General features: G+C 74.0%; 10 protein-coding genes and 2 pseudogenes. 7 read left to right on the forward strand and 5 right to left on the reverse strand.

Annotated elements, in window-relative coordinates:
- Positions 1-245 precede the first annotated feature (245 nt).
- The 5 genes and pseudogenes from KSP35_RS02740 (at position 246) to KSP35_RS02755 (ending at position 3,741) form a co-directional block, all read left to right on the forward strand.
- Positions 246-1,448 (forward strand): hypothetical protein, encoded by a 1,203-nt coding sequence (locus tag KSP35_RS02740; protein WP_216998716.1) that lies wholly within the window; start codon positions 246-248, stop codon positions 1,446-1,448.
- 62 nt (positions 1,449-1,510) lie between these two features.
- Positions 1,511-2,230: a response regulator transcription factor gene (locus tag KSP35_RS02745; RefSeq protein ID WP_217002071.1), complete on the forward strand. Its 720-nt coding sequence runs from the start codon at positions 1,511-1,513 to the stop codon at positions 2,228-2,230.
- 613 nt (positions 2,231-2,843) lie between these two features.
- Positions 2,844-2,894 (forward strand): annotated as a pseudogene (locus KSP35_RS25465) (hypothetical protein); the annotation flags it as partial.
- 145 nt (positions 2,895-3,039) lie between these two features.
- Positions 3,040-3,126 (forward strand): annotated as a pseudogene (locus KSP35_RS25470) (hypothetical protein); the annotation flags it as partial.
- Between the two features lie 9 nt (positions 3,127-3,135).
- On the forward strand, positions 3,136-3,741 hold the full coding sequence (locus KSP35_RS02755) for a cell wall metabolism sensor histidine kinase WalK (protein WP_216998718.1): 606 nt from the start codon (positions 3,136-3,138) through the stop codon (positions 3,739-3,741).
- 3 nt (positions 3,742-3,744) lie between these two features.
- Here the strand turns inward: KSP35_RS02755 and KSP35_RS02760 are convergent, their stop codons facing one another.
- Positions 3,745-4,572 carry a metal-dependent hydrolase gene (locus KSP35_RS02760; RefSeq protein ID WP_216998720.1) on the reverse strand — a complete coding sequence of 276 codons (828 nt, stop codon included), beginning with the start codon at positions 4,570-4,572 and terminating at the stop codon, positions 3,745-3,747.
- Positions 4,573-4,668: 96 nt separating this feature from the next.
- Here KSP35_RS02760 and KSP35_RS02765 point away from each other — a divergent pair, with 96 nt between their 5' ends.
- Positions 4,669-6,603 carry an alkyl/aryl-sulfatase gene (locus KSP35_RS02765; RefSeq protein WP_216998721.1) on the forward strand — a complete coding sequence of 645 codons (1,935 nt, stop codon included), beginning with the start codon at positions 4,669-4,671 and terminating at the stop codon, positions 6,601-6,603.
- On the opposite strand, the gene KSP35_RS25185 is transcribed toward KSP35_RS02765, so the two are convergent.
- Positions 6,593-8,404: an HNH endonuclease gene (locus KSP35_RS25185; RefSeq protein WP_216998723.1), complete on the reverse strand. Its 1,812-nt coding sequence runs from the start codon at positions 8,402-8,404 to the stop codon at positions 6,593-6,595. The genes KSP35_RS02765 and KSP35_RS25185 overlap by 11 nt on opposite strands.
- Before the next feature lie 218 nt (positions 8,405-8,622).
- On the opposite strand from KSP35_RS25185, the gene KSP35_RS02775 reads away from it, so the two are divergent.
- A complete protein-coding gene (locus tag KSP35_RS02775) occupies positions 8,623-9,042 on the forward strand; it encodes a VOC family protein (protein WP_216998725.1) in 420 nt (139 codons plus the stop codon).
- A 45-nt stretch (positions 9,043-9,087) separates the two neighbouring features.
- Here the strand turns inward: KSP35_RS02775 and KSP35_RS02780 are convergent, their stop codons facing one another.
- The 3 genes from KSP35_RS02780 to KSP35_RS02790 form a co-directional block, all read right to left on the reverse strand.
- On the reverse strand, positions 9,088-10,146 hold the full coding sequence (locus KSP35_RS02780; protein ID WP_216998727.1) for a PHB depolymerase family esterase: 1,059 nt from the start codon (positions 10,144-10,146) through the stop codon (positions 9,088-9,090).
- A gap of 81 nt (positions 10,147-10,227) precedes the next feature.
- Positions 10,228-11,079, reverse strand: a complete 852-nt coding sequence (locus KSP35_RS02785) for an MBL fold metallo-hydrolase (protein WP_216998729.1) — start codon at positions 11,077-11,079, stop codon at positions 10,228-10,230.
- A 54-nt stretch (positions 11,080-11,133) separates the two neighbouring features.
- Entirely contained in the window at positions 11,134-12,627 is a 1,494-nt protein-coding gene (locus KSP35_RS02790) for an AarF/ABC1/UbiB kinase family protein (RefSeq protein ID WP_216998731.1), read from the reverse strand.
- Positions 12,628-12,686 lie beyond the last annotated feature (59 nt).

Raw genomic sequence — 12,686 nt, forward strand, 5'->3', positions numbered from 1 at the left:
CTCGTGGTGGCCGCGGCTGCGGAACCTGGCGGCGTTCGGGTCGGCCGCGCTGGTGGCGTCGGTGCCGTGGATGGTGGCCCTCGCCCTGGTGCCGAAGGGGAGCCGGCCGTGGATGGGCGGCAGCACGAACGACACCGTCGGCGACCTGGTGTTCGGCTACAACGGCATCGCGTGTGGCCGGGCGGGGCCACGGTGCTCCCGTCCACCCCAGCCCGGGCACCGGCATCGGCGGCATCATCGCCGGGGTGCCCGGACCGCTGCGGTTCTTCGGACCGGCGCTGGCGGGCCAGGTCACCTGGTTGTTCCCCCTGGTGCTGGTGGGCGCCGCCGCGACCACCTGGGCGGCCCGCCGCTCCGCCCGCGCCCTCGCCCCCGTCGCGCTGTGGGCCGGGTGGCTGGCGCTGTACGGGGTGGTGTTCAGCACCGCCCAGGGGATCTTCCACGCCTACTACTCGTCGGTCATGGTCCCGGCCATCGCTGCCCTCGTCGGCATGGGCGTCGCTGCCGGGCGCACGCTGGCTGCCGCCACCCGGGCACGGGCCGCTCGGCCGACGGGCGTGCTGGTGGCGGTCGGCGTCGCCCTCACCGCCACCGCGGCCTGGCAGCTGGTGGTCACCGGCCGCACGCCCGGCTTCTACGACTGGACCCGTCCGATCCTGGTGGTGCTGGTCGGCGCCGGCGTGGTGGCTTGCGTGGGGGCCGCTGCGTTCGGCGCGGTCCGCCACCCGCGACTGGTGGTAGCGGGCTTGGTCGTCGGCCTCGCCGGGACCCTGGTGGCGCCCACCGCGTGGGCGGTGAGCGGCCTGGGCCACCGCTCCCACAACGCGACCCTCCCGCAGGCGGGGCCCCGGATCGGCACGTCGGGCCTCTCGTTCGGCTCGCAGGGCTCGGACGGCGCGGCGGACCTGGCGGCCTACCTCCGTGGCCGGAACCAGGGCGAGACCTGGGACCTGGCCACCGACAACGCCCAGCAGGCGTCGGGCTTGATCGCCTACGACCGCCTGTCGGTGATGGCCCTGGGCGGCTTCAACGGGCACGACCCCGCCACCGACGTCGCCAAGGTGGCCGACCTGGTGGCCGAGCGGCGCCTCCGCTTCTTCGCGGTGGCCCCCGACCCGATCGCCGCCCTCACCGCGTTCTTCCACCGGGCGGTGCACGTCCGGTTCGCGGCGAACGCGCCGGCTGGCTCGCATGCGACGTCGGCCACGGTCGCCGTGCCCGCCTCGCTGGCGCTGGTGGCCCGCCTCCACGGCAGCCGGCCCCTCGTCCCGTCGTCACCGGCGGCCCGGGTGCTCGACTCGGTGGCCGAGGTGTGCCGCCCCGTCCGCCTGCCCGCCTCGGTGGGACCGACCACCGCACGGATCGGCACCCTCTACGACTGCCGCGGCCGGGCGCCGGCGCTGCGGCGATCGGCCCGCCAGTGGGAGCGCGGCCGGAGCGGGCGATGAGCGTCGCCGATCGCCACCCGGGTGACGGGGCCGCCGCCCGGCCCGGTGGCAGGCTGGCCACGATGGCAGCGAACCGCACCGACGGCCCGGTGGCCCGGGTCCTCGTCGTCGACGACGACGAGTTCATCGCCGACCTCGTGCTCACCGGTCTCCGCTTCGTCGGCTACGAGGTCGCCATCGCCGCCACCGGTCGGGACGCGCTGGCCAAGGGGCGCGACGGCTGGGCCGACGTGATCCTCCTCGACGTCATGCTCCCGGACCTCGACGGCTTCGAGGTCTGCCGCCGCCTCCGGGCCGACGGCAACCAGACGCCGGTGATCTTCCTCACCGCCCGCGACGAGACCGACGACAAGGTCGGCGGGCTGCGCCTCGGTGGCGACGACTACGTGACCAAGCCGTTCAAGCTCGAAGAGGTCATCGCCCGCATCGAGACGGTGCTGCGTCGGGCGGGCAAGGGGCCGGCCGCCACGACCACACGCCTGGTGGTGGGCGACCTCGAGCTGGACGAGGACGCCCACGTCGTCCGGCGCGGCGGTCGCCGGCTCGACCTGTCGGCCACCCAGTTCAAGGTCCTGCAGTTCCTGATGGCCAACGCCGGTCGGGTGGTCTCCCGGACCCAGATCCTGGACCACGTCTGGCAGTACGACTTCGCCGGCGAGTCGACGGTGGTCGAGACCTACATCTCGTACCTGCGCCGCAAGGTCGACGACGTCGAGCCCCACCTCATCCACACGGTCCGCAGCGTGGGCTACGTGATGCGGGTGGAGGACGACAGGCGGTGACGGCGGTGGCCGGGACGTGAGCCTCCGCGGCCGGCTCACCCTGGTGCTGGTGGCCGTGCTGGCCGTCGGCCTCGCCGTCTCCGCGGCCACCACCTCCACGCTGCTGCGGGCCGAGCTCCGCCGCCGGGTCGACGTCCAGCTGCGCGAGGTGGAGCCATACGCGCGGCAGCTGCTGATCGAGCAGCGCCTGGCCGAGGTCGGCCGGGGCACCGAGCCGGCGTCGGGCGCCAAGACGCCGTCGGCCGAGAGCGAGACGGGGGAGGTGCTGGTGGCCCGCATCGACGCCAACGGGAGCGTCGTCGACCGCATCGTCCCGCCGCTCTCGGGCCGGTCCGACATCCTCGACGCCATCCCCGCCGACCTGGTGGCCGAGGCGCGCGCCGGCCAGGTCCGGCGCACCGACGTCACCATCGACGGCGCCCACTACCGGGTCCTGGTGCGCCGCTTCGACCGCTCGGGCGACGTGGCGGCGGTGGTGGCCCCGCTGCGCGACGTCGAGGACACCCTGGCCCACCTCCGCCGCCTCGAGGTGTTCGGCAGCATCGGCCTGCTGGTGCTCGGCGGCTTGGCGGCGTGGTGGCTCGTGGGCATCGGCCTCCGTCCGCTCCACGCCATGGCCGACACGGCCGACGCCATCGCCTCCGGGGCGGTCGATCGCCGGGTGGAGGAGGGGAGCGGGTCCCGCGGCGAGGTGCCCCGCCTCGCCGCCGCGCTCAACAACGCGTTCGAGGTCCGCCACCGCTCCGAGGACAAGCTGCGCCGCTTCGTGACCGGACGCGTCCCACGAGCTGCGCACGCCGCTGACCACCATCCGGGGCTACGCCGAGCTCTACCGATCCGGCGCGCTCGCCGATCCCGCCGCCGCCGACCGGGCCATCGGCCGCATCGAGAGCGAGGCCGACCGCATGGGCGTGCTGGTCGACGACCTGCTCCTGCTGGCCCGCCTCGACCACGGCCGTCCGCCCGAGCGGCAGCCGGTCGACCTGGTCGACCTGGCCGTCGACGCGGTCTCCGACGCCCACGCCGCCGGGCCGCCCTGGCCGGTGACGCTCTCGGCCGCCGATCCGGTCGTGGTGCAGGGCGACGAGCTGCGCCTGCGCCAGCTGCTCGCCAACCTGCTGGCCAACGGCCGCCAGCACACCCCGCCGGGCACGCCGATCGCCGTGTCGGTGTCGGGCGTCGGCGGCGAGGCGGTGGTCTCGGTGGTCGACGACGGCCCCGGCCTGCCGCCCGGCCCGACCACGCAGGTCTTCGACCGGTTCTGGCGGGCCGACCCGTCTCGCTCGCACCCCGACGGTCGCGCCGGCGGCAACGGGCTGGGCCTCTCGATCGTGCGAGCCATCGCCGAGGCGCACGGGGGCTCGGTGGAGGCGGCCGACGAGCCGGGTCACGGGGCTCGCTTCACCGTGCGCCTGCCGTTCGTCGCTCCGACGCAACCATCGGGCCCGCTCGACCCGCTGGACACGCCGGGCAAGGCGGTGGCCGGGACGGCCGACGCGGCCCGGAGCTGATCGCTACGGCAGGGCCCACTCCGGCACGGTGCCGGTGGCGGGGTCGAGGTGGTCGAGCCAGTGCTCGAGGCCGACCGGGTCGGTCAGGTCGCGGGGGTGGTGGCCGGGCAGCGCCGAGACGAACATGACCGGCAGGGCCGTGAGCACGAAGCCGAGGCTCCAGGCCACGAGGCGGACGTGGGCGACGGGGGAGAAGAGGCGGCGCTCGGCGGCGAGGATGGTCCAGGCACCGGCGAGCGAGGCGGCGGCCAGCAGCAGCGCCGCCACGGTCATGGCCCAGGCGTAGCGGAGCCGCCCGCCGCCGGCGGCCTGGTACACGTCGAAGGCCACCTCCTTGTGCTCGACCTCTTCGGCCAGGTGCCACAGGAACAACGTGGCGGCCGTGGGCTCGGCGTCTCGCAGGAGGATCTGGTGCTGGTCCACCCAGCGGGCCGCCACGAAGGCGATGGTCTCGAACCCGGCGGCGTAGGCCAGCCCGAACCGGGTGCTGCGGCGGCGGAGCTTGCCGAACACCCAGCCCAGCGCCCGCTCCACCCGTCGGAGCCCGGGGTAGTGGGCCACCAGCTGCTCGTTGAAGCGCCGGTGCTGGCCGTGGTGCTGCGCTTCCTGCAACGCGTAGGCGTGGGCCTCGGCAGCCAGGTCGGGATCGGTGGCCTGCAGGTCGTCGACCGCGGCCCGCACCGAGGACACCACGTACGGCTCGGCGAACGGCATGATCAGCGAGACGCTGTTGGCCGCCACCGCGAACTCGGGGACCTGCGGGGTCCACATCGGGTTCAGGTCCTCGGGCCACGTGAAGCGGACCCGGCGGGTGGGGATCCGGTCGGTCACCCCGCTCCATCGGCCCGAGCGCGCCGAAGTTGCGGCCCAGCTCCGGGTTTTCGAGCGCGGCGCACCGGCCGCCGACGACCGGCCAGACTCACCGGCGTGAGCGACCCCTCCCGCCCCGACCAGCCCGACCTGTCGGCCAAGGCGGCCCGCGCCGCCACCGCCGCGGCCAACCGCCTCGCTGCCGAGCTCCCGTTCCTCGGCGACGACGGCGACCACCAACGTGCCGTCCGTGGTCGGTTGGCCGAGCCCGAAGGGCCGGTGGCCAGCGGCTCCGGCTGGCACGTCTGGGACCTGGGCCAGTACCACTTCCTCGACCAGGAGCCGCCGCCCGAGGTCCACCCCAGCCTGTGGCGCCAAGCCCGGCTCAACAACGAGGCCGGCCTGTTCGAGGTCGCGCCCGGGTTCCACCAGGTGCGGGGTCTCGACCTCGCCAACCTGACCGTGGTGGAGGGCACCGAGGGCCGCATCGTCATCGACCCGCTCACCTCGGCGCAGACCGCCCGCGCCGCCCTCGACCTCGTGGACCGCCACCTCGGCCCGCGTCCGGTCACCGCGGTGATCTACACCCACAGCCACGTCGACCACTTCGCCGGCGTGCGGGGCGTGGTCGACGAAGCCGACGTGGTGGCAGGCCGCGTGCGGGTCATCGCCCCGTCGGGCTTCCTCGAAGCGGCGGTCAGCGAGAACGTGGTGGCCGGCAACGCCATGACCCGCCGGGCCAGCTACATGTACGGCGCCCTGCTGCCCCGCGGGCCGCGCGGCCACGTCGACGCCGGGCTGGGCAAGGGGGTGCCGCTCCTGGCCGAGCAGGGGCTCATCGCCCCCACCGAGGAGGTGGCCGAGACCGGGACCGAGCTGGTGGTGGACGGGGTGCGCATCACGTTCCAGGTCACGCCCGACACCGAGGCGCCCTCGGAGATGAACTTCCACTTCCCGGATCACCGGGTGCTGTGCATGGCCGAGAACTGCACCTGCACGCTGCACAACCTGTACACGCCCCGCGGCGCCCCGGTGCGAGACGCCCTGGCGTGGAGCAAGTACCTGCAGGAGGCCATCGAGCTCTACGGCGACACGAGCGACGTGCTGTTCGCCAGCCACCACTGGCCCACGTGGGGGCGCCAGGAGCTGGTGGCCCACCTCGGCCGCCAGCGTGACACCTACCGCTTCCTGCACGACCAGACCCTCCGCCTGGCCAACCACGGCCTGGTGGCGGCCGAGATCGCCGAGGAGCTGCGCCTGCCCCCGGCGCTGGAGGGCGAGCCTTCGAGCCGGGGCTACTACGGCACCGTCAGCCACAACGCCAAGGCCGTGTACCAGCGCTACCTGGGGTGGTTCGACGGCAACCCCGCCCACCTCCAGCCCCACCCGCCGGTGGCCGCCGCCGAGCGCTACGTCGACGCCGTCGGCGGTGCCGACGCCCTGCTGGCCAAGGCTCGGGTGAGCTTCGACGCCGGCGACTTCCGCTGGGTGGCCGAGCTGGTGAACCACCTCGTGTTCGCCGACCCCGAGAACCTCGAAGCTCGCGCCCTCCAGGCCGACGCCCTGGAGCAGCTGGGCTACCAGGCCGAGTCGGCGCCGTGGCGCGACTTCTACCTGACCGGCGCCCAGGAGCTCCGCCACGGGCACCCCACCAGCCGGCCCGGCTCCGGTCCCGGCGCGGACACCGTGGCCGCCATGACGACCGAGCTGCTCTTCGACTACCTGGGGATCCGCATCGACGGCCTCCGCGCTGCCGAGCGCTCGTGGCACCTGGACGTGGTGGTCACCGACCGCAGCGAGCGCTGGCGGCTGGGCGTGGAGCGCGGCGCCCTGCACGCCGTGGCGGTCCCGGCCGAGCAGGTGGCCGACGACGTGGGCCTCGAGGTGGCCGGCCCCCACGCCGCGGTGGCGGCCCTGGTGTTCGGCTCGCGACCACTGGCCGACCTCGAAGGCGACGGCGACCTGGTGGTCACCGGCGACCGCGACGCCCTGCTCGCGCTGCTCGCGGTGCTCGACCGCTTCTCGCTGATGTTCCCCATCGTCACCCCCTGACCCCAGCCCGGTAGCGGGCGGCCACCACGGTGCCGTCCGGCCGGCGCAGGCGCAGCACGCGCCGCCGCCGGACCAGCCCGAATCCGGCGTGCAGGAGCTTGTGGTGGCGTCGGCACACGAGGACCAGGTTCGCCTGGTCGGTGGGCCCACCCCGGTCCCAGGGCACGAGGTGGTGGATCTGGCAGCGCCAGTGGGGCGCGTCGCAGCCCTCGACGTTGCAGCGCCCACCCGTGCGGGCGATGAGGGCGCGGTAGTGCGACACCGATCCGAGCCGCTGCCGTCGCCCGAGGTCCAACGGAGCATCGGGCGCCCGGGCCAGCGCTCGCACCAGCGTGGCGGCGCTGTGGGCCCGGCGCGTGCGGCTCAGGGCCACGACCTCGCCATCGGGCCCGACCACCGCCCGGCACACGTCGGCGCCTCGGGCGAGCAGCGCCGCCATGGCCACCAGGCCGATCGGCCCCACCCCGGCCACCTCGCACACCGGCAGCCCGCCGTTCGAACGAGCGGCGTCGCCGGGCTCGGCCGCTGCACCAGCAGGCGGCGTCGCGCTGGGCGCCGAGAGTCGGCCCGAGCGTTCGAAGACGCTCTCCTCGTGCCGGTCATCGACTACCGCTTGCCGGTCCTGCGACGCAGGACGAGGAGCGAGGGCAGACCCGTGTGCTGCGGGCGAACCCGCAGGAGTAGCGGCACCGGGCCGGCCGGCGTCGTCTGCGTCGCCCACCTCGGTCGGCTGGTCCGACGCAGCGCGGTTCCGATGAGGGGACGGGACCAGCGGCTCGGGTGGACCGTCCTCCGCAGGCGGTGGCACGTCCTCGTCGGTCCGTCCGGTGTCCCCGTCCACATCCGCTCGACCGTCGGACGGCGGCGATGGCTCGCCAGCCCCGGCGCCGTCGGTGCCGCCGGAACCACCCGGACCACTCGGACCGCCGGGATCGTCGCCCGGACCGCTGTCGGGCTCGTCGCCGAGCAGGGCCCGGAGCTGGGCCAGGGCCTCGGCATCGAGCAGGCCGATGAGCAGCGGACGGGGGCCGCCGTGCTGGGTGCCGGACTGGCTGCCCCGACCGATGATGTCGACGATGGCCTTGCCGTACAGCTCCGACAGGGACCGCTCGTCGTCCGGCGCCAGCTCGCCCGAGCGGCGCCAGTGCTCGAGCTCGGCGACGAGGGCGCCCATCACGATGGCGAAGCTCTCGGGGCTGAGCTCACCGTTGACCAGGCCCCGCCCGCCGAGCGTCTCGAACAGGTTGAGGCGGTCGGCCACCGACTCGGGGATCGGCGGCTCGCCATCGGGCTCGTTGCGGCCGAGCTCCTCCAGCGCTCGCAGCCGCCAGGCCGCCAGGTAGGCCCGCAGCCCGTCGACCGTGAGCCCCCGAGCGATCTCGACGAGCTGCGCCTCCTGGGAGTCGAACTCCTCCTCCACCTCGTCGGTGCGGGCGCGGGTGAGGTGGAACACCTTGCCCTGGCACAGCCGCCCCGCCTCGGCCGCCCGGCAGACGTGGCGCATGGAGGCGGCCAGGCCGGCGGTGCGGATGGTGGCCCGGGTGCTGGCGATGGCCGCGCCGGTGTTGGACGTCAGCCACGTGGCCGCCGAGCCGGCACCGTCTCGGGCCCACTCGAGCGACGAGTGGAAGGCCCGGGCCACGCCGAGGCCCAGGCCGTCGAGCCGGGCGTCGAGCCGGGCCTTGTCCACCATCCAGGCACCCATGCCGGCGCCGTCGGCCGGATCGACGGCGACGGTGGCGAGGTGGCGCACGAGCGCGCACAGCTCCTCGACGTCATCAACCTCCCGCACCTCCCGCATCTCCACCTCCTTCGGTCCATCGAACAGGTGTTCGATCATACCCCGAAGCCGCCGGGAGGGAAACACGTGGTCTGAAACGTCCCAAAAGACCGTTCAGATCCCGCAACCACCGAGCGCAGGTTTGCGCCGAACCGTCCCCACGGCTCGGCGCGACAGGCGGCACCGTCGCCCACTTCGCTCCTAGCGTGGGGCGTCACGCGAGCAGAGGAGCGCCGACCATGGGCATCCACATCGACCTGACCTTCGACTGCCGAGACGCCACGCTGCTGGCCGAGTTCTGGAAGCTGGCGCTGGGCTACGAGGACGAGCCGCCCCCGGCGCCGTACGCCACCCGCCAGGAGTGGCTCGAGGCCTACGACGTGCCCGAGGACGAGTGGGGCGACGGCGCCTGGCTCCACGACCCCGACGGCGTCGGCCCTCGCCTGAGCTTCCTCGGCGTCCCCGAGGCCAAGACCGTGAAGAACCGGCTCCACATCGACGTGCGGGTGGCCGGAGAGGGCACGCCCGAGGAGCGGTGGGCCCGCATGGAGGCCAAGGCACAGGAGCTGCTGGCCGCCGGCGCCACCGAGCTGGCCCGCTTCGACGGCCACCACATCGTCCTCGCCGACCCCGAGGGCAACGAGCTCTGCATCGGCTGATGCCCCGGCTGCTGCCGGTGGCACCGGGCGCGATCCGACGCGAGGTCAGGTGTGGGAGTCGAAGAAGTCCCAGAGGAGGTCGTTGGCGTCGACGGCGTCGCTGACCGGGCCGAGGAGCGTCTCGTAGGCGGCCATGCCGACGCTGCCGGGCCAGGTGTGCTCGCCGCCGTCGATGGTGAACAGCTCGACGTCGGCGCCATCGGCGCAGCCCGACCACACCGAGCGGGTCACGCGGTCGTTCACCGTGGCATCCTTCGGCTTCGCGCCGCAGCCGTCGTGGTCGGCCCAGGAGGTCGACGAGGCGACCGCGCCGGGGCGCTCGACCATGAACACGAGCCCGGCGGTGGTCTCGGGCGTGAGGCCGAGGTTGGCGGGGCCGGTGCCCACCCCGCCGTCGTAGGGGATGAAGCGGTCGCCTGTGCCGTGGAACGAGATGACCGGCACGGCCTTGGAGGGGTCGCAGCCCTGCGGGCTGTAGAGGCCCGAGACGGTGGCCAGCACGGCGATGCGGTCGGCGTGGCCGCAGGTGTAGATCGAAGCGAAGACGGCGCCGACGGCGAAGCCGGTGGCCAGCACCTTGGCCTCGTCGATGCAGGCGTGGGCCTGGACGTCATCGAGCACGGCCGTGGTGAAGGCCTGGTCGTCGGTCCAGCCGTCGGTTCCGACGTAGTTCCACGTGAGCAGGGCGCCGGATCCGTTGACGGGCTCAGGGGTGACGACCACCGCCCCCACGTCGTCGGCCAGGACCTTGCCGTCGGCGTCGGGCTTGGTCAGCCCGCTGAAGGACTCCTCGAGGCTGGCCGGCGAGTACGCCGGGAAGTCGATCACCAGCGGGGCCGGTTCGTCGGCCTTCAGCCCCTTCGGCACGTAGCGCACGTAGGTCCGCTCCCGTCCGCCGCTCTGCACCTTCACCACGGATCGCCCTGCCTTCGGCGCGGCGGCCTCGCAGCCCGCCGACGGCTGGGCGTCACGCACCTCGCCGGGCCGGGCCGACGTGGTGGTCGACCGGTCGGACGCGCCGTCGGACTCCGAGGAGCTGCACGAGCCGAGCAGCGCGACGACGGCGACGCCGGCGACGATCGAGGTGAGCCGGCGCCACGTCATGGGGCGACCGTACCGGCCGTGATCGGCCACCGCTGGGGATGCTCGGCGGTGTCCGAGCGCCGGCCGGCAGCGGCGTCGCGGTCAGGGGAGCGGCGGCGCAGCGGCGTCCCGCAGGATCGTCCACAGGGACCGGGCCAGCGCCGGAGCCGATGCCCGGTCGCGGTGCGAGCGGGCGTCGGCCAGCACCCGCGGCCCGCTCGCCGCCAGTCCGTGGCCCGGCAGCACGTTCTCGACGTCGAGGGCCCGGAGCCGGGCCTCGGTGGCATCGGCGACCTGGAGGTCGACGTGCACGGGGTTGAACCACGCCCGCCCGCCTGCGGTCAGCACCGCGTCGCCGGCGAGCAGCGTGCGGGTGGGGGCGTGGTACAGGCAGGAGGCGTCATCGCTGTGGCCGGGCGTGGTGAGCACCCGCCAGTCGGGCAGGCCTGGAAGGTGGTCGCCATCGGACAGCCAGGAGTCCGGCGCCCACGGGAGCCGCACCTGCTCGGCGTCGTACCCCACGGCCTTGGCCGAGGTGCGCAGGTCCCGCACGGTGCCGGGATCGCGCGGCTGGCTGGCGAGGACCGGGAGGATGCGGGCGACCTGGCACCCGGGTGGAGACCGGATCGAGCGGCTGCCGTCGGCCAGGTGGGCCAGGGGCCCCGGGAGGTGGATCGGGGTGGCGGCGAGGTGGCGGAGCCCGGGGAGCCCGCCCACGTGGTCGGGGTGCCCGTGGGTGGCGACGGCGCCGCCGAGGTCCGAGAGGTTGGAACCGTGGAGGCGGAGCACCTCGGCCACCAGGGCGATCTGCGTGGGCAGGCCGAGGTCGACCACGAACGGGCGACCGTCACCGCCGTCGTGGACCACGTAGCAGTTGAAGATCCACCGGGACACCACCGTGATGCCCAGCGCGGGCAGGTGGCGGATGACGGGGCGGGGCATGCGGTTCGCCACGGCGGTGCTCCCAGCTCGATGACCTGCGGCCATGGCAGGACCCACGCCGGGCCGTCACATGACGTCGGCGATGATCTGGCTCAGCTCCACCGGGTACTTGCCCACGAAGTACGTGAACGTCGGCTCGATCTGGGTGAAGAGGTTGGTGTCCGGTGCGAGGGTCGCGGCGAAGCCGTTCAGGTAGAGCAGGTTCTTGAAGAAGAGCACGAGCTCCTTCGGCAGCGAGAAGCCGTTGGTGGCCAGCACGCGGATGATCGAGCCCAGGGCCTGGCCCAGCTTGTCGACGGTCATGTCGCCCTCGCGGGACAGGATCGTGGGGTCGATGGCGTTGAGCTGCGCCTCGAGTTGGGTGGCCAGGGCCTGGAGGTCGGCGCCGTCGGGGATGGCGCCGAAGGCCTGCAACCCCTGCAGCTGGAGGATGGTGTCGTTGCGGCCGAACCCGAACAGGAACTTCACCGTGGCGGCCCGCTGCTCGGCGTCGATGCGTCCGGCGATGCCGAAGTCGATCAGCGAGAAGTCGCCTCGCTCGTTGATGAGCACGTTCCCGGCGTGCAGGTCGCCGTGGAAGATGCCGTAGGCGATCATGTGCTCGAGCGTGCCGGTGATGGCCAGGTTGAGCAGCCGCTCGCCGTCGACGGCGTCGGGGTAGGCCTCCAGCGCCACGTTGTAAGGGACGCCGGTCACCCGGGTCATCACGAAGACGTCCTCGGCGGTGAGGTGGGGGATGGGTCGCGGGAAGATCGTGAAGTCGTGCCCGGCGGCCTCCGAGGCGAGGGCCAGCTCCACCTGGTTGAGCGCCTCGAAGCGGAAGTCGATCTCCTCGAGGACCATCTCGGCGAAGAGCTCCACGAAGCCGGAGAGGTTGGCCACCCGGGCCGACTTGGAGGCCTTCTCGGCGGCGGCCGCGGCCAGCGCCATCGAGCGCAGGTCGCGCTCGAACTGCTCGCGCAGCCCGGGGCGGCGGATCTTCACCACCACCTCGGTGCCGTCGTGGAGCGTGGCCGCGTGGACCTGGCCGATGGACGCCGCCCCCAGGGGCTCGGTGTCGAACTCGGCGAACACCGCTTCCAGCGGGACCTCGAAGCGCTCCTCGAAGCGCTGCTCGGCCAGGCCCGGGGCGAGCGGCGTGGCGGTGTCGCGGCACCAGCCGAAGGCGTCGACCCACTCGTCGGGCAGCAGCCCCTGGGCGGTGGCCACGAACTGGCCGAGCTTGATGTAGGTCGAGCCGCCGGCCTTCACCAGCTCCTGCACGTGCTTCATGGCGGTCCCGGCCTCGAGCGGGCCCTCCTTCACGCGGCGCTTGGCGTCCTCGCGCAGGCCGGGGGCGACCCCCTTGGCCAGGTCGACGCCGGTGCGCCCCACGGCGCGCAGGGTCTGGGGCCGCAGCGACGGCCGAGCCAGCTCGGCGGCCTCCTCCGCGGCGCGGGCCCGGGCGTAGGGGCCCCACGCCAGCCACAAGCGGGCGTGGTCGCGCAGGCCGGGGTTGGTGGCGAAGGACTCGGATCGCTCGAGGACCTCGAGCATGTCGGGGAGGGGTGGGACCGGCACGGCACGTCCGTTTCGCAGGGTCGAGACGAGGGCGGACCTCGTCATGGATCGATGGCATC

The sequence above is a fragment of the Aquihabitans sp. G128 genome (assembly GCF_019048865.1).
Classification (GTDB): domain Bacteria; phylum Actinomycetota; class Acidimicrobiia; order Acidimicrobiales; family Iamiaceae; genus Aquihabitans.

Bases quoted from the DNA above. Each gene is read 5' to 3' on its own strand.
- KSP35_RS02745 (WP_217002071.1), top strand. From the start codon at position 1,511: ATGGCAGCGAACCGCACCGACGGCCCGGTGGCCCGGGTCCTCGTCGTC.
- KSP35_RS02755 (WP_216998718.1), top strand. From the start codon at position 3,136: ATGGGCGTGCTGGTCGACGACCTGCTCCTGCTGGCCCGCCTCGACCAC.
- KSP35_RS25185 (WP_216998723.1), bottom strand. From the start codon at position 8,404: ATGCGGGAGGTGCGGGAGGTTGATGACGTCGAGGAGCTGTGCGCGCTC.
- KSP35_RS02775 (WP_216998725.1), top strand. From the start codon at position 8,623: ATGGGCATCCACATCGACCTGACCTTCGACTGCCGAGACGCCACGCTG.
- KSP35_RS02780 (WP_216998727.1), bottom strand. From the start codon at position 10,146: ATGACGTGGCGCCGGCTCACCTCGATCGTCGCCGGCGTCGCCGTCGTC.